Genomic DNA, 15,971 nt, shown 5'->3' on the forward strand with positions numbered 1-15,971 from the left:
CCCCATTGTTCGAACACGTGTTCTATTTGATGACCGCCCCACGAGACCGCAGACCGGCGCGAGACACGCCCCCGAAGCCAGGTGCTCTGTGGCATGCTGAGCCCGTCACACGGGAGCCCGAGGCGCGGGCTGAGAGGGCATCGCCATGCCGACCGTCCAACCTGATGCGGTTCATGCCGCCGTAGGGAGTGTTCGATCGTGGCTACCCTGACGCCTGCCCCTTCCCCTGCCCACGACGATGCGCCACGCCTGGCGCCGGCCGCCGCCACCCCAGAACGGCGCGAGGCCCGCCGCAGCGCCCTCGTCGGAAACTTCGTCGACCAGTTCGACATCTTCCTGCCCGTCATTGCGCTGGGTGGGGTGCTGTCGACGCGTTCGACGATTCCCGACGGCCTCGTCTTCGCCGCGACACTCCTGGGCCGCCCCCTCGGGGCGTTCATCCTCGGCACCCTGGCCGATCGTCGCGGACGAGCCCGCGTGTCACGCGGCGCACTGCTCGGCCTGAGCGTGTGCACCGGCCTCATGGTGACGCTCCCCCTGCACACCTCGACGTGGGCCGTGGCCGCTCTCCTGGCGTTGCGCTTCGCCGCCGGATTCTTCCTCGGCGGGCAGTACTCCGCGGCCATCCCCCGCGCCCTCGCGCTCACAGAGCCGCAACGACGCGGCCACCTGAGCGGCCTCGTCATGGCGATGTCACCCCTCGCGAACGCCACCATCGCTGCCGCCACGATGATGCTGACGGCCTCACTCGGCGGCGCGTACACCACGTGGGGGTGGCGCCTGCTGTTCGTCGTCGGCGCACTCCTGCCGTTGATCCTGGCCCTCACCGCGAGGTCAGCGCACGCCGGGCCGGCAGGTCACAGCCACTCTCCCCACGAATCCGACAATCGCGATCCCGCCGCGCACGACGCGACCGACGACGAGGAAGAGCGCGTGACGGGCCGTGTCGTGGCCGCATTGTTCACCCTCATGACGGGGCTGTGGTTGTTCACGATGATGGGGGTCTCGGTGCTGACGAGTTCGCTGCGCCCGCACTTCTCCCCCCATGACGTCGGGCTCGTCATGCTCGTCGCGACGGCCGTCAGTGCGCCGACGATGGCCGCGGCGGGTGCCGTCTCGACGCGTGTGGGCCGTTCACGCTTCTTCATGGCGTTCGGAGCACTGGCCTGCATCGCCGCCCCCGCCGCCTATCTCGTGGCAATGCATGCCGCGTCATCGGGCAGCATCGTCGCCACGACGATCGCCGTCGCGACCGTCCAGATCGTCACCGTCTCCGCCTACGGCCCGGTCGGCGCCTACCTCGCCGAACACTTCCCCGAGTCGCGACGTTCGCGCGGTTACGGCAGCGTCTATTCGGCGTCGATCGTGCTGCCCGGCCTGTACCCGTTCTGGCTGCCCACCGTGACACAGTGGCTCGGCCGTTCGGCCGCCGTCCCGCTCGTGCTTTGCGTCGCGGGCCTCCTCGTCACTCTTGCCCCCGCGTGGATACGCGGAAGTAACGTTGGTGGTTACGAAAAAGTAAGTTGAGTGGGTGAAATCAGCTCGAACCGGTGGCGACGCCGTGATGATCTTGTTAACGTCGTGACTCGGTTCACATCGACTATCGAAGGATGAGCATGTTCACCACACGCCGTACCGCCAAGATCGCCCTCGTCGCCACCGCCGTGGCCGGCACCGTCACGATGGCTGCGCCCGGCGCGCAGGCCGCGACGAGCGACACGACGAAGGACACCATCTGGAACCTCGGCTACGACACGTCGGCGACGACGACGATCAAGAAGTCCGGGCAGTCCTCGACGACGACCGGCTTCACCTTCTCCACCCTCCACGTCGAGAAGGGTGACCTGAGCTCCGACATCATGCTCAAGGACTTCAAGATGCCGGTGAAGCTCGGCAAGCTGCAGATCGCCATCGCGACGATCTCGCAGGAACCCGTCGGCAAGGCCGTCGGAACGATCGACCCGAACACGCACAAGATCGTGCAGACCCAGAAGGTCAACCTCCACATCAAGGATGTCTCGGCCACGGGTAAGGGCCTCATCAACCTCGTCGGCAAGAACTGCCGCACGAGCAGCCCCATCACGCTGACCGTGACGGGCAAGCAGGGTGGCTTGTTCGACCCGATCAACCTCTCGGGCACGTTCACCATCCCGAACTTCGCCAACTGCGGCCTGTCGACGAGCCTCGTCAACAGCCAGGTGGCCGGCCCCGGCAACACGATCAACATGACGCTGACGCCGCACGGCTGATTACGGCCAGCCTCACACGCATCATCTCGGCCGCCGGTACCCCACGGGTGCTGGCGGCCGACGCGTCTCGACTGACGGCAACCGCCACCCGCCCCGATAGCCGCTCGAGCATCACGCACCTGCACGACGAATGTGCGGCACATGCTTCGTGCAGACGCGTAATCGTCGAGCAACTGATGGCCGGCGCGGTTCACCCAGCGGTTGCAACCTCCGTCACCGTCGTCACCCGACGAAGTTGTAGTGCCACCACTCGGGGTTGGACCCGCGCCGATCCATGTAGTCGGGGCGGTCGAATCCCCAGCGCTTGGAGTTGGCCGTCAGCCACACGTCGTAAGAACGCCCGAAGTACAGAGGCGAGTTGATCGCGTTCGTGCGGGCGATGCCGAAGTCGATCGCGTTGCCCAACCCGTGGTTCGAGGTGCCAGGGACGGCCGCGCGGGGGTAGCCGAGAGTGCGGTAGAGCAGCTGCTGACGGCTCAGGGTGCGGTAGGCCTCGGTGATCGTCAGCGCCACACCGAAACGAGCCTTGAAAGCCGCGGCCAGTCCGAGATATCCGACGGCCGCCGCGCGCGAGAGATACCGCGGCTCGTGCGGCAGGTTGCTGACGTTGACGCTCCAGCTCGGCAGTCGTGTGACGGCCGACATCGGCAGACGGCCGTTCACCGCGCGCGCCGTCGTCGCGACGAGGACTGCGGACGTCACCCACCGCCCCTTGAACCCACCCTCGGCGATGCGGAACCACAGGCCGCTCGCGTCGTAGGAGCCTGTCAGCGTCGTGGTGCTCGCCAGCGTCCCGACGATCCGGGCGCGCGGTTCCAGCGTGGGCTGATCGCGCACGTTGACGCGGTAGGAAAGCGTCGCGGTCGTCCGTCGCACGAGGACCGACGTTGCCCCCGCACGGGCCACCTGCCTCGACGCAGGAACCGCTGCGAAAGCCTGCGGCGCCCCTTCGATCACGAGGGCCGTCGTCGCCGCAGCGAGGCCGGCGTGTCGAAGTGCGCCACGTCGCGTCAGTGTCTGCATCGCAGAATTCCCCCGTCACTCGTCGGCGCGCTGCCCGCCCCGCCATCTGCCTCTTGAGTGTGACACACATCACCGCGGCTCGCGGGATCGTGCGTCACGCTCGTGAGACAGCGGCGCGCTGCGGCAGCACCGGTGCGGCCACCGCCTCGAGACACACCCCCACCCGGGGGCACCCACGCGTCGTGCCGTCCGCGCGAGAATGGGCCCATGACTTCTTTCGACGCCTGGCTCGAAGCCGCTTCCATCGATGACTCCGTGCGCGAACTGCGCCCCGATTACCGTGCCGTTCTCGTCGTCGCGCAGGGCCTGCACGGCGGTGAGTCGAACGAGGAGAGCGACACGCTGCTGTTCGCCGCCGAGGAGCACGTACGCGGCATGCTCGAGCACACGCCTCCCGAGGAACTGCCGCACATCGCGGCCTGGCGCGATGCGTACCGCGCGTTCGGCGCGAAACCGCAGCGCACACGCAACTCGGCGGAGGCGCTGCTGCGCCGAGCCGACGCCCTCCCCCGCGTCAACGCGCTGACGGATGCCTACAACGCGGTGTCCGTGCGTCACCAGACGCCCCTCGGCGGCGAGGATCTCGACGCCTACGACGGTGCGCTGCGCCTCACGCGCGCCACCGGCGACGAGGAGTTCTCGACGATGTCCTCGGGCGCCGAGACGATCGAGCACCCCGACGCCGGCGAAGTCGTCTGGCGTGACGACGCCGGCGTCACCTGCCGCCGTTGGAATTGGCGTCAGTGCTATCGCACGCGTCTGACGGGCGAGACGACGAACGCGATCTTCATCTGCGATGTCCTCGACGTCGAGCCCGGCGACGGCGAGCAGCGCGCCACCGAGGTGCGCGACGCCCTGTGCGAGGCGCTCGAGGCCGTCAGCCCCGGAGTGACGCTGACGAGCCGCATCCTCTGATCCATCGGCGGCGCCGATGTGGCCCGGGTTTCACGACATCGGCGCCCCGTTTCCCGGGCAACATCGGGGCGGGCGACGTCACGTCGCGCGCCTGCCGACTCACTAGAACTGCCGAATAACGCCCAAGAGTCGCCTCTCACCTCTACCGTGATTCACATCACGACGACATGAGGTGACGCATGCCGAACATGGCCGACCCGATCTGGAAGCACGCGACGAGCGCACCCGAGCGCCCCGCGCTTCGCAGCCCGAGCACGACCTGGAACTACGCCACGCTGAGGGACAAGGTGGCCGCGTTCGCGGGGCATCTGCGTGACCGCGGCATCAGCCAGGGCGACCGAGTCCTGCTCATCGCCCCCTCCGTTCCGGAGTTCGCCGTCGCCTACTACGCCGCGCAGGCCGTCGGGGCGATTGCGGTGACTCTCAACACGATGTCCACTCCCGCAGAGATCGAATACGTGGCGACGGACTCGGGCGCTCGGCACATCGTCGCGTGGCACGCGAGCGCCGTGGCTGGCGAACGCGTCGCGAGCAAGTTGACGATGGACCTCGTCATCCTCGATGCCGGCGCCGGCGCCGCCACGCGGGCTCCGCTCGACGAGCCGGTCGAGCGCGCTGACGACGACACGGCCATCCTGCTGTACACCTCCGGCACGACCGGCCGCCCCAAGGGGGTGCAGCTGACGGTGGCGAACCTCTTCGCTGTGGCGAGCGCGTTCATCACGCAGCTGAACTTCGCATCGACGGAGAAGTTCGGCACCGCGCTCCCCCTGTTCCACGTCTTCGGTCAGTGCGTGTGCATGAACACCGTCATGCTGGCCGGCGGGTCGTTCTCGGTGCTCTCTCCCTTCGAACCACGCGCGATGTTGGCGATGATCCGCGACCACGAGATCAACGTCGTCGCGGGTGTGCCGACGATGTGGAACTACCTCGTCCACGTCGAGGGCGACTTCGGGCCGAAGGACTGCCCCGACCTGCGCCTCGCGGCCTCCGGCGGTGCGAGTCTGCCGGTCGAGGTCATCGCCGCCTTCGAGCGTCGCTTCGCCTGCACCATCCTCGAGGGGTACGGCCTGACGGAGACGACGGGCGCCGCGAGCTACCACCGCGACGGCATCGAGCAGCGCGCCGGCACCGTCGGCGTCGCGCTGCCCGACACCGAGATCGTCATCGAGAGCCTCGACGGGGGCCGCGCGCCCGTCGGTGAGGTCGGACAGGTGCTCGTCAAGGGCCCGACGGTCATGAAGGGGTACTGGAACAACGAGGCGGCCACCGCCGCGGATCTGAGCGACGGTTGGCTGCGCACCGGCGACCTGGGCCGTCTCGATGGGGAAGGCTACCTGGCGATCGTCGACCGGGCGAAGGACCTCATCATCCGCGGTGGGTACAACGTCTACCCCCGGGAGGTCGAGGAGGTGCTCTACAGCCATCCCGACGTCGTCGAGGCAGCCGTCATCGGCGTGCCGGACGAGCGTTACGGCGAGGAGGTCGCAGCCGTCGCCGTCCTGGCGCCGGGGCGCGAACTGAGCGCCGACGAGCTGCGCGCGTGGCTCAAGGAGCAGCTGTCCGCGTACAAGGTGCCCCACCTCATCCGCTTCGACGACGCACTGCCCAAGGGCGCCACCGGAAAGATCCTCAAGCGCGCCATCGAATGGACCACCGACGAAGGAGCAACACCATGACGCAGGTCCAGACCGTCACCGGCCCCATCGAAGTCGAGCAGATGGGTGCGACTCTCGTCCACGAGCACATCTTCGTGATGAACGAGGAATACCGCCTCAACTACGCGGAGTGGGACGAGCAGGCCCAGATCGCCGATGCCGTCGAGCAGCTGACGCAGCTCGAGGGGCTCGGCATCGACACGATCATGGATCCCACCGTGCTGGGGCTCGGGCGCTACATCCCCCGGGTGCAGCGCATCGCGCAGCAGGTGAAGCTGAACATCATCGTCGCGACGGGCGTCTACACCTACAACGAGGTGCCGTTCCAGTTCCACCACAGCGGGCCGGGGCTGCTGTTCGACCAGCCCGAGCCGATGGTGCAGCTCTTCCTGAAGGACCTCAACGACGGCATCGCGGACACCGGAGTGCGTGCCGCATTCCTCAAGTGCGCCATCGAGGAGCAGGGCCTGACGCCCGGCGTCGAACGCGTCATGCGTGCCGTCGGCGCGACGAGCGCGCAGAGCGGCGCGCCGATCACGGTGCACACGCACGCCGCGAGCGAATCGGGGCTCGTCGCGCAACGCGTGCTGGCAGAGGAAGGCGCCGACCTGAGCCGGGTCATCATCGGTCACAGCGGCGACTCGACGGACCTCGACTACCTGTGCCGCCTCGCCGACGCAGGCAGCTACCTCGGCATGGACCGCTTCGGCCTCGACGTGCTGCTGCCCTTCGAAGAACGCGTCGACACCGTCGCGGAATTGTGCCGACGTGGGTACACCGAGCGCGTCGTCCTCGCGCATGACGCGTCGTGTTCCATCGACTGGTTTCCCGCCGAGGCACGCAAGGCGGCCGTGCCGAACTGGAACTACCGCCACATCAGCGAGGACGTCCTGCCGGCCCTGCGTGAGCGCGGCGTCGACGATGCTCAGATCACGACGATGCTCGTCGACAACCCGCGCGGCCACTTCGGCGGCTGACCCTGGCGTCGAGCACTCCGGCACCTGCGTCCGCACGAAACCCGCCCGAAGGTTGAGGTGATTCGCGCCTCATGGAGCGCGAATCACCTCAACCTCCCGCGCCGCCGAGGGGCCCGCAGCCTCAGACGGACGCAGCGTCGGCGAGTCGTTCGTAGCCGTAGAAGTCGCGCTGGCGTTCGTTCACCCAGACGCGAGGCCCGTCGGGGGCGCTGATGAGCGCGGTGCGCCCATAGGTCTCGTCGACGATCTCGACTTCCACCCCGGCCTCGCGACACAGGCGCTCGAGATCGTCGAGCGCGTCGATCTGGAACGACAGTGCGGCACCGCCCTCCCCCTCGTGGACGAGCACCTCGCCGCCGCCCGCCGCAACCATCTCGACGAAGGTGCCCGCGTCACTGCGCAGGACCGGGTGGAGACCCAACGCCTCGAACGCCGTGACGGTCGTGTCAATCTCGCCGACCAACGACAGCGGCGTCACCATGAGCGCACCCGGTCGTCGCGGCCCCGTCGGCACCCGTCCTTCGACGACGGCGACGTCCGGCCCCGCAGGGCCGCGGTGCACGTCGAGCACGCGGCCGAAGTCCTCCGTCACCATCGTTCCGCCAACCCCCACCGCGGCCAGGGCGCCGCGCGCGGCATCGAGATCGGCGACGACGACCTGCAACGCGCAGGAGCCGGTCGGCGCCTCGTCGGAGGCGGCATGCACGCCCAGCAACCCACCGCCCGACATCTCGAACTCGGCGTACTCGGGCGAGGTCACGACCGGGTCGCCTCCCAAGGCCCGCGCCAGGTCACTCCATCGCTCGGCATCGCCGGTGAACACGATCTGCCTCACCGCCACGCGCTGCGTGCCCTGCTCTTTCATCGCTTCTCCTCGAGGTAGTCGCTCATGACGTGCTCGACGAAGGCGGACAGGCTCAGCCCCTCGTCGATGCTGCGGTGCTTGATCTCTCGAACTAGGTCCGCAGGTAGGTAGACGTTGAACTGTGCCTTTTTCGGACGATTCTCGACCATCACCCCTCCTTGTTATCTTGCTAGCAATTTAGCATGGACGACGACGTTACCGCGCCAGAAGCAGGAAGTTGCTCGACACGACGACGCGGCCCGGCTCCCCGAAGGGGAACCGGGCCGCGTCGCTCGTGCAGGTGGGTCAGATCGCTCAGGCGGCGTTCTTCACCAGGTTGCGTAGCACGTACTGCAGGATGCCGTCATTGCGGTAGTAGTCGGCCTCACCGGGGGTGTCGATGCGAACGACCGCGTCGAACTCGATCGGCTCGCCGCCGTCCTTCGACGCGACGACCTTGACCGTCTTCGGCGTCGTGCCCTCGTTGAGCGCCTCGATGCCGGTGATCTCGAACGTCTCGGTGCCGTCGAGGCCCAGGTCGTCCGCGGTCTTGCCGGCCGGGAACTGCAGCGGCAGCACGCCCATGCCGATGAGGTTCGAGCGGTGGATGCGCTCGAACGACTCGGCGATGACGGCCTTGACGCCGAGCAGACGCGTGCCCTTGGCAGCCCAGTCGCGCGAGCTACCCGAGCCGTACTCCTTGCCACCGAGGACGACGAGCGGAACGCCGGCCTCCTGGTAGGCCTCGGACGCTTCGAAGATCGTCGTCTGCTCACCACCGTTGAGGAAGTTGCGCGTGAAGCCGCCCTCGACGCCGTCGAGGAGCTGGTTCTTCAGACGGATGTTCGCGAACGTACCGCGCACCATGACCTCGTGGTTGCCGCGACGCGAGCCGTAGGAGTTGAAGTCCTTGCGCTCGACGCCACGCTCGGCGAGGTACTTGCCCGCCGGGCTGTCGGCCTTGATGTTGCCGGCCGGGCTGATGTGGTCGGTCGTGACGGAGTCGCCGAGCTTCGCGAGCACGCGAGCGCCCTTGATGTCGGTGACCGGCGTCGTCTCCATCTTCATGCCGTCGAAGTAGTTCGGCTTGCGCACGTACGTCGACTTCTCGTCCCACGCGAAGGTCTTGCCCTCGGGCGTCTGCAGGCTCTGCCAGCGCTCGTCACCGGCGAAGACGTCGGCGTACTCCTTCGTGAACAGGTCCTTCTTGATCGCGCCCTTGATCGCGGCGTCGACCTCCTCGGCGGACGGCCAGATGTCCTTGAGGAACACATCGTTGCCGTCGTCGTCCTTGCCGATGGCGTCGTTCTCGAAGTCGAAGTCCATCGTGCCGGCCAGCGCGTAGGCGATGACGAGCGGCGGGGAGGCGAGGTAGTTCATCTTGACGTCGGGGCTGATGCGGCCCTCGAAGTTGCGGTTACCCGACAGGACGGCCGTCGCGGTGATGTCGTTCGCGTTGATCGCGTCCGAGATCTCCTGCTCGAGCGGACCCGAGTTACCGATGCAGGTCGCGCAGCCGTAACCGACGAGGTAGAAGCCGACCTTCTCGAGGCTCTCCCACAGACCGGCGGCGTCGTAGTACGCGGTGACGACCTTCGAGCCGGGCGCCATCGACGTCTTGACCCACGGCTTGCGCGTCAGACCCTTGTCGGCGGCCTTCTTCGCGAGCAGACCGGCGGCCATCATGACCGACGGGTTCGACGTGTTCGTGCACGACGTGATCGAGGCGATCGCCACGTGACCGTGGTCGAGCGTGAACGAGCGACCGTCGTTCATCTTCACCTCGACCGGCTTCGAGATACGGCCCTCGGCCGACGGCACCGCGGCCTCGACGGGCGTGACGGGCGTGGAGTTGTCGGCCTGCTCGTCGCTGCCCGGCTGCATCGGGTCGGAGGCCGGGAACGTCGTGCCCTCGACGCCGTTGCCCTCGACACCCGAGGTGTAGCTCGGCAGCTGCTCGCGGAACGTCTTCTTCGACTCGGACAGGATGATGCGGTCCTGCGGGCGCTTCGGGCCGGCGATCGACGGGACGACGTCGCCGAGGTCGAGCTCGAGGTACTCGGAGAAGCGGGGCTCGTTGCTCGGGTCGTGCCACAGGCCCTGCTCCTTGGCGTAGGCCTCGACGAGAGCCACCTGCTCGTCGTCACGGCCCGTCAGGCGCAGGTAGTCGAGCGTGACGTCGTCGATCGGGAAGATCGCACACGTCGAACCGAACTCGGGGCTCATGTTGCCGATCGTCGCGCGGTTGGCGAGCGGAACCTCGGCGACACCGTCGCCGTAGAACTCGACGAACTTGCCGACGACGCCGTGCTTGCGCAGCATCTCGGTGATCGTGAGGACGACGTCCGTGGCTGTGACGCCCGGCTTCGTCGAGCCCGTCAGCTTGAAGCCGACGACGCGCGGGATGAGCATGGAGACTGGCTGGCCGAGCATGGCCGCCTCGGCCTCGATGCCGCCCACGCCCCAGCCGAGCACGCCGAGGCCGTTGACCATCGTCGTGTGCGAGTCGGTGCCGACGCAGCTGTCGGGGTAGGCCTTGCCCTCGCGCACCATGACGGTGCGGGCGAGGCGCTCGATGTTGATCTGGTGGACGATGCCCGTGTCCGGCGGGACGACCGCGAACTCGTTGAACGCCGTCTGGCCCCAGCGCAGGAACTGGTATCGCTCCTCGTTGCGCTGGTACTCGATCTCGATGTTCTTCTCGAACGCCTGCGGGTTGCCGAAGTCCTCGATGATGACGGAGTGGTCGATGACCATCTCGGCCGGGGCGAGGGGGTTGATCTTCGCCGGGTCGCCGCCGAGGTCGCCGACGGCCTCACGCATCGTGGCGAGGTCTACGACACAGGGAACACCGGTGAAGTCCTGCATGATCACGCGCGCCGGCGTGAACTGGATCTCGGTGTCGGGGTCGGCGTTCTCGTCCCAGTTGCCCAGAGCAGCGATCTGCTCCTTCGTGACGTTCGCGCCGTCCTCGGTGCGCAGCAGGTTCTCGAGGAGAACCTTGAGGCTGTACGGGAGGTTCTTGCTGCCCTCGACCGTGTTGATGCGGTAGATCTCGTAGCTGTTCGAGCCAACCTCAAGGCTGCCCTTTGCTCCGAAGCTGTCCGTGCTCTGACTCACGCCGACTCCTTCGTCTGTTGCCTGGGCACGCACCCCTCGGGCACGCGTCCCGCGTCATTTATCTTGACGTCAAGATAATCAAATCACACGCCGGGAACGGGCCTCAGCAAAGGCATGCCTAACTTCGACAGCCCCGTCGTGACGCCGCTCTCACGATCGATCGTAGGCCGATCCGACGCGCCTGTCTGCCCGTGCGCACACTTGGTCGCGCCTGTTCCTGCTCACTGCGTGCGCGCCGAAGAACGGCTGGCGATCAACCCCGCGGACGCAGCGTCGCGATGCACTCGACGTGCTGCGTCATCGGGAACGCGTCGAAGCCGCGCAGGTTCGTCAGCTCGTACCCGTGCGACACGAAGTAGCCGAGGTCGCGCGCGAGTGCCGCCGGGTCGCACGCCACGTACGTGACGACGCGCGGTGCGAGGCCGACGATCGTCGCGACGACATCGCGTCCGGCACCGGCGCGCGGTGGGTCGAGGACGACGACGTCGGCGCGCTCCAGCGGCAGGCGCGCCTTCTCCACGGGTGAGGTGAGGAGGTCGACGTGGCGCGCACCGCCCATGTTGGTGCGCGCGTGGTCGACTGCGTCCGCGTCGGCTTCGACACCGACGACGCGCCCGTCAGGCCCGACGAGGTCGGCGAGCGCCCGCGTGAACAGGCCGACACCGCAGTACAGATCGAGGGCGCTCTCCCCCGGCTGCGGGTCGGTCTCGTCGATGACGGCGTCGAGGAACGTCGCCGCGGCGCCCGGGTGGACCTGCCAGAAACCGCGGGCACTGACGTCGAACTCCGCACTGCCGTGCGCCGATTCGACGACCTCGCGGACGGTCGGCGTGATCTCACCCCTCGGCTGAGGCAGTTCGATGCCGATGATGTCGTCGCCGCCACTCGGGCGCACCAGGTCGAACCCGGTGACGCCGGCGTCGAAGCGTTCGTGCAGGGCGGGTGTGAACCCGGCATCGGCGATGAGGCAGTCGTCGATCTCGACGAGGCGGTGCGAGCGGTGCTCACGCAGTCCGGCCACGCCACCGTCGACGGCGAGTTCCAGGCGGGTGCGCCAGCGCAGACCTTCGGCTATCGGGCCGTCACCGGGCAGGGCCTCGACGGTGAAGTCGGGGAAGCGTGCGTCGACATCGAGCTTCGCGATGCGGGCGAGCTGTTCGCGCACGACGTCGGCCTTGAGGCGGCGCTGCGCGTCGAGACTCGCGTGCTGCCAGTCGCAGCCCCCACACAGGCCCGGCCCGGAGAACGGGCACGGCGGCGTCACCCGATCCGGTGAGGCGTTGAGGATCTCGATGGCGTCGGCGCGCAGGAACTTGGACTCGCTCGTGCCGTCCGTGATGCGCGCGACGACGCGCTCCCCCGGCAGCGCGTGACGCACGAACACGACGCGCCCGTCGTGACGCGCGACGCAGTGACCACCGTGCGCGACGTTCTCGACGTCGAGCTCGAGGCGCTGCCCCTCCATCGCAGTGCCCTTGCGGGTGCGTCGACGGTTCTGCGCGCTGCGGCGCCCGGGTGCGGTGCGAGAGGTTGCCATACGCCCCAGGGTTCCTGTCGTCGCCGCGAAACGCAACGAAGGTGGGCTTGGCTCGGATGGACACGGCTTCGATAAGGTCGAAGCGTGCACTACGTCATCATGGGTTGCGGTCGCGTCGGCTCCTACCTCGCGCGCAACCTCCAGGACGCCGGCCACTCCGTCGCCGTCGTCGACCGCGACGAGGCGGCGTTCCGTCGCCTGCCGAGCTCGTTCGAGGGCAGGCGTGTCGTCGGCATCGGTTTCGACCGCGACACCCTCGTCGCCGCGGGCATCGAGCAGGCGTATGCGTTCGCCGCCGTGTCCAGCGGCGACAACTCGAACATCCTCGCCGCACGCGTCGCGCGCGAGACGTACGGCGTCGACCACGTCGTCGCCCGTATCTACGACCCGGGCCGCGCCGAGATCTACGAGCGCCTCGGCATCCCCACCGTCGCGACGGTGCGCTGGGCCGCCGACCAGGTGATGCGGCGGCTCGTACCGCAGCAGGCCGTCACGGTCCACCAGGACCGTACGGGCAGCGTCAGCATCGTCGACATGCCCGTGGACGCCGCGTGGATCGGCACCCGTTACCGCGACCTCGAAGCCGCGACGGGCACGCGCGTCGCGTACGTCGCGCGCACCGGCACGGCGCTGTTGCCACGCGAGGATCTCGTGCATCAGGACGGCGACACCGTGCATCTCGTCCTCGCCACCCGCGACGTCGAGCGTGTCGAGGCCGTGCTCGCGGCACCGCCGTCGAGCATCACGGGTGTGCGCCCTGCGTCGTCAGGAACCGCGTCCTCCGGACATGCAGAAGCGTCCAACCCGACGACCCGCCGGCCCTGAGTCGACCCGCCGCCCGTCCGATCCGAACCGAAAGGCCCAGCATGCGCGTCGTCCTCGTCGGAGCAGGCAGCGTCGGACGTTCCATCGCCCGCGAACTACTGCTCAACGACCACCAGGTGCTACTCATCGACAAGTACGCTCGCGAGTCCCGCGTGCAGTCGATTCCGGAGGCCACCTGGCTGCTCGCCGACGCGTGCGAGGTCACGACGCTGCACGAGGCCCAGCTCGAGGCAGCCGACGTCGTGGTCTGCGCGACCGGTGACGACAAGGTCAATCTCGTCGTCTCTCTGCTCGCCAAGACCGAGTTCGGCGTGCCGCGCACCGTCGCACGCGTCAACAACCCGAAGAACGAGTGGATGTTCGACGACGGCTGGGGCGTCGACGTCGCCGTCTCGACGCCGCGGCTCATGACGGCGCTCGTCGAGGAGGCCGTCAGCGTCGGTGACCTCGTGCGCCTGTTCGAGTTCCAGCAGGGCAAAGCGACGATGGTCGAGCTGACGCTGCCCGCTCACGCGCCGTTCGTCGGCAGCCGCGTCGACGAGGTGCACCTGCCCGCCGACTGCGTGCTCGTCGGCATCATCCGCGACCAGCTGCCCATCGCACCGAGCCCGCACGACACCCTGCATGCCCTCGACGAACTGCTGTTCCTCGCGACCCCGTCGGCCGAGCGCGAGCTCGCGGCGACGCTGACGGGCCGGCGCCCCGAGGAGATCTCGACCGTGCACTCCGACCCGCAGGCCTGAGGCCGCTCTGGGCTCGCGTCAGCGACCCTCGTCGGTCTCGACGGGCCCGCTGTGCTGCCCGCGCCCGAGGTTCTCACCGCAGGGGATGTTCTCGGCGCGCGCGTTGTTCTCGACGAGCCCCGTGTGCTCGGCGTGTTCAAGGCGCTCGTGGCCCTCGGGGTCGTCGTGCAGCAGCGGGTCGTGCGACTCGAGCGGCGTCTCACCCTTGACGAGCAGCAGCACCATGAGCCCGAGCGCCGCGAGGTACAGCGGCCATCCGAGCACGATCTTGCAGACGCCGAGCGCGGTGACGTCGTCGGCGAGGTACAGCGGCACCATGACGGCGAGACGGATGGCGAACAGCGCGGCGAACACCCACGTCAGGCGCGTGCAGACGCGCACCATCGAGTGGCTGCGCTGCCATGCCGTCGGGTCGTCCTTGAGGTTTGGGTCGCCCCCCGCGACGATGAAGCCCACGAGCGGCCAGCGCACGGCGATCGACAGCACGCTGATCGCGAGCATGACGCCGCCCTGGATGAGCCCCGGCAGGAACACGTCGGAGGCGTGCCCGGAGCGCTTCGCGAGGAACGCCGCGAGGGCCGTCGCGAACGCCGCCATGAGCACGAACCTCAGCGTCTGACGCTGCACGAGACGCAGCAGCGCGGCGAGGACGAGAACGGCGCCGGCGGCCAGCAACGCGGCGTTGAGGTTCTTCGTCGCCGTCCACACGATGACGAAGGCGACGGTCGGCAGCGCGGCCTCACAGGAACCGCGCCAGCCGCCCATCGCGGTTGACAACCGCTCGCGGATGACGGCCTCGACGGTGTTCGGTGCGTTCACGGCTGCTCCTCGGTGCGTGGGCTCGGCACCAGTTCGTACGCGGGGTTGAAGATGGCAGGCCGGGTGCGGTGCGTCGCGGCAAGACCGCGCGCCCGCACGACGACACCGGGCTCGATGCCGCCGATGTGGCGTCGCCCCAACCACACGAGCGCGACCTCGTCGCCGTCCGCCTCACGGACCTGGGCGACGACGGCGGGCACGTGACCGTCCGCGGCTCGCTCGTCGACGGAGGCGATGACGCCCTCGACGACGCGCGGTGTGCGCACCGGCGCGAGGCCCGGCATCGACGCCGGTTCGCGTTCCGGTGGCGAGTCGAGGCGGTGCGAGCCTCGCCGACGCTCGACGCGGCGTCGCAACCCGGTGGGCGCGACGCGGCGCGCGAGCCACGGACACATCAGCGGGTCTCCGTGATCTCCGGGCCGCGCTCGAGGGGGCCGACGGTGGGGGCGTCGGTGTGCTGCTCGTGCTCCTGCGCGCTCGCCTGAGCCTGCGCCATGAGCTCGGGCGGCAACGTCAGTTCGAGCAGTTCGCGCGGGGCGCGCGGGTCGGAACCACGGTGCACGACGACGGTGCGGACGAACTCCATCGCGCGGGATGCGGCCTCGTCGTCAATGGCTGCGTCACCGGAGAGGACGGCGCGCAGGAACCAGCGCGGGCCGTCGACGCCGACGAACCGAGCCGGCGAGAACGTCGTGCGTCCGTCGGGTCCCTGGCTGGGCATCCGCACGCGCAGTTCCGTGCCGAGCGGCCCGTCGACCTCCTCGGCCGTGCCTCCGCCGGCGACGATCGCCTCGGCGATCTCGCGCCGGATGCCGTACCAGACGCCCGTCGTCTTGGGCGCGGCGAACACCTGCAACTGCACCGCGGACGTGCCGGCCTCGCCGAAGACGGCCGTCATGCCCGTGAGGGTCTGGGACGTCTCGTCGACGTCGAGACGCAGCTCGATGTCCTCGGTCGGCACGAGGCGCAGCGAACCGAAGTCCATCTCATCGCGCGTCGGGGCCGAGGCGGAGTCGTAGGGGCCGTCGCTCAGGTCGACCTCCTCCCGCGGACGCAGCTTCGAACGGCGTCGGCGCACAGCCTCGTCGTCCTCGGCGCTCGGCTCGTCGACGTCGACAGCGTCGGCATCGAGGTCGCCGGCGTCGAGGTCATCAACATCCGTGGAAGCGTCGTCAGCGGGCGTGGTCGGTTCGACCTCTTCGCTCGTCGCAGCGTCCTGCGCCGCGTCGGCGCCCTTCTTGCGTCGTCCGAAAACGGCCAT

Annotated in this window: 15 protein-coding genes and 1 riboswitch; of the genes, 7 read left to right on the forward strand and 8 right to left on the reverse strand. The window is 68.7% G+C overall.

Annotated elements, in window-relative coordinates; all coding sequences use genetic code 11:
* Positions 1-99 precede the first annotated feature (99 nt).
* Positions 100-205: riboswitch (TPP riboswitch) on the forward strand.
* Together DYE07_RS14470 and DYE07_RS02915 are read left to right on the forward strand one after the other, a co-directional pair.
* Positions 199-1,527, forward strand: coding sequence for an MFS transporter (locus tag DYE07_RS14470; RefSeq protein WP_144708188.1), 1,329 nt, complete (start codon positions 199-201; stop codon positions 1,525-1,527). Its footprint overlaps the riboswitch before it by 7 nt.
* An 83-nt stretch (positions 1,528-1,610) precedes the next feature.
* Positions 1,611-2,249, forward strand: coding sequence for a hypothetical protein (locus DYE07_RS02915; protein WP_038567868.1), 639 nt, complete (start codon positions 1,611-1,613; stop codon positions 2,247-2,249).
* Positions 2,250-2,471: 222 nt separating this feature from the next.
* On the opposite strand, the gene DYE07_RS02920 is transcribed toward DYE07_RS02915, so the two are convergent.
* Positions 2,472-3,086: a M15 family metallopeptidase gene (locus DYE07_RS02920; protein ID WP_172462934.1), complete on the reverse strand. Its 615-nt coding sequence runs from the start codon at positions 3,084-3,086 to the stop codon at positions 2,472-2,474.
* A 393-nt stretch (positions 3,087-3,479) separates the two neighbouring features.
* Between DYE07_RS02920 and DYE07_RS02925 the strand changes: the two genes are divergently transcribed.
* The 3 genes from DYE07_RS02925 (at position 3,480) to DYE07_RS02935 (ending at position 6,822) form a co-directional block, all read left to right on the forward strand.
* The gene (locus DYE07_RS02925; protein ID WP_115296305.1) at positions 3,480-4,187 is read left to right on the forward strand and encodes a B3/B4 domain-containing protein; all 708 of its coding nucleotides are present in this window, start codon (positions 3,480-3,482) and stop codon (positions 4,185-4,187) included.
* Positions 4,188-4,366: 179 nt separating this feature from the next.
* The gene (locus DYE07_RS02930) at positions 4,367-5,866 is read left to right on the forward strand and encodes an AMP-binding protein (RefSeq protein ID WP_115296306.1); all 1,500 of its coding nucleotides are present in this window, start codon (positions 4,367-4,369) and stop codon (positions 5,864-5,866) included.
* Positions 5,863-6,822 (forward strand): phosphotriesterase family protein, encoded by a 960-nt coding sequence (locus DYE07_RS02935; RefSeq protein WP_115296307.1) that lies wholly within the window; start codon positions 5,863-5,865, stop codon positions 6,820-6,822. Before DYE07_RS02930 ends, DYE07_RS02935 begins: the two co-directional genes overlap by 4 nt.
* A gap of 121 nt (positions 6,823-6,943) precedes the next feature.
* Here the strand turns inward: DYE07_RS02935 and DYE07_RS02940 are convergent, their stop codons facing one another.
* From DYE07_RS02940 to DYE07_RS02955, 4 genes are all read right to left on the reverse strand, one after another.
* Positions 6,944-7,687, reverse strand: coding sequence for a VOC family protein (locus DYE07_RS02940; protein WP_062255861.1), 744 nt, complete (start codon positions 7,685-7,687; stop codon positions 6,944-6,946).
* The gene (locus DYE07_RS02945; protein WP_062255911.1) at positions 7,684-7,836 is read right to left on the reverse strand and encodes a ribbon-helix-helix domain-containing protein; all 153 of its coding nucleotides are present in this window, start codon (positions 7,834-7,836) and stop codon (positions 7,684-7,686) included. Before DYE07_RS02945 ends, DYE07_RS02940 begins: the two co-directional genes overlap by 4 nt.
* Positions 7,837-7,981: 145 nt before the next feature.
* Positions 7,982-10,786, reverse strand: coding sequence for an aconitate hydratase AcnA (gene acnA, locus DYE07_RS02950; protein ID WP_115296308.1), 2,805 nt, complete (start codon positions 10,784-10,786; stop codon positions 7,982-7,984).
* Between the two features lie 253 nt (positions 10,787-11,039).
* Entirely contained in the window at positions 11,040-12,323 is a 1,284-nt protein-coding gene (locus DYE07_RS02955; protein ID WP_115296309.1) for a class I SAM-dependent RNA methyltransferase, read from the reverse strand.
* 84 nt (positions 12,324-12,407) lie between these two features.
* On the opposite strand from DYE07_RS02955, the gene DYE07_RS02960 reads away from it, so the two are divergent.
* Both DYE07_RS02960 and DYE07_RS02965 read left to right on the forward strand, forming a co-directional pair.
* On the forward strand, positions 12,408-13,148 hold the full coding sequence (locus DYE07_RS02960; protein WP_006945206.1) for a potassium channel family protein: 741 nt from the start codon (positions 12,408-12,410) through the stop codon (positions 13,146-13,148).
* A 41-nt stretch (positions 13,149-13,189) separates the two neighbouring features.
* Positions 13,190-13,891 carry a potassium channel family protein gene (locus DYE07_RS02965; RefSeq protein WP_006945289.1) on the forward strand — a complete coding sequence of 234 codons (702 nt, stop codon included), beginning with the start codon at positions 13,190-13,192 and terminating at the stop codon, positions 13,889-13,891.
* Positions 13,892-13,909: 18 nt separating this feature from the next.
* Here DYE07_RS02965 and DYE07_RS02970 read toward each other — a convergent pair whose 3' ends face one another.
* Genes DYE07_RS02970 through DYE07_RS02980 form a run of 3 tightly spaced genes read right to left on the reverse strand, consistent with a single transcriptional unit; the run spans position 13,910 to position 15,971 of the window.
* A complete protein-coding gene (locus tag DYE07_RS02970; RefSeq protein WP_115296310.1) occupies positions 13,910-14,710 on the reverse strand; it encodes a DUF3159 domain-containing protein in 801 nt (266 codons plus the stop codon).
* The gene (locus DYE07_RS02975) at positions 14,707-15,105 is read right to left on the reverse strand and encodes a single stranded DNA-binding domain-containing protein (RefSeq protein WP_115296311.1); all 399 of its coding nucleotides are present in this window, start codon (positions 15,103-15,105) and stop codon (positions 14,707-14,709) included. The genes DYE07_RS02970 and DYE07_RS02975 overlap by 4 nt, the downstream gene beginning before the upstream one ends.
* Entirely contained in the window at positions 15,105-15,971 is an 867-nt protein-coding gene (locus DYE07_RS02980; RefSeq protein WP_115296312.1) for a DUF3710 domain-containing protein, read from the reverse strand. Before DYE07_RS02980 ends, DYE07_RS02975 begins: the two co-directional genes overlap by 1 nt.

The organism is Dermacoccus nishinomiyaensis (assembly GCF_900447535.1).
Taxonomy (GTDB): domain Bacteria; phylum Actinomycetota; class Actinomycetes; order Actinomycetales; family Dermatophilaceae; genus Dermacoccus; species Dermacoccus nishinomiyaensis.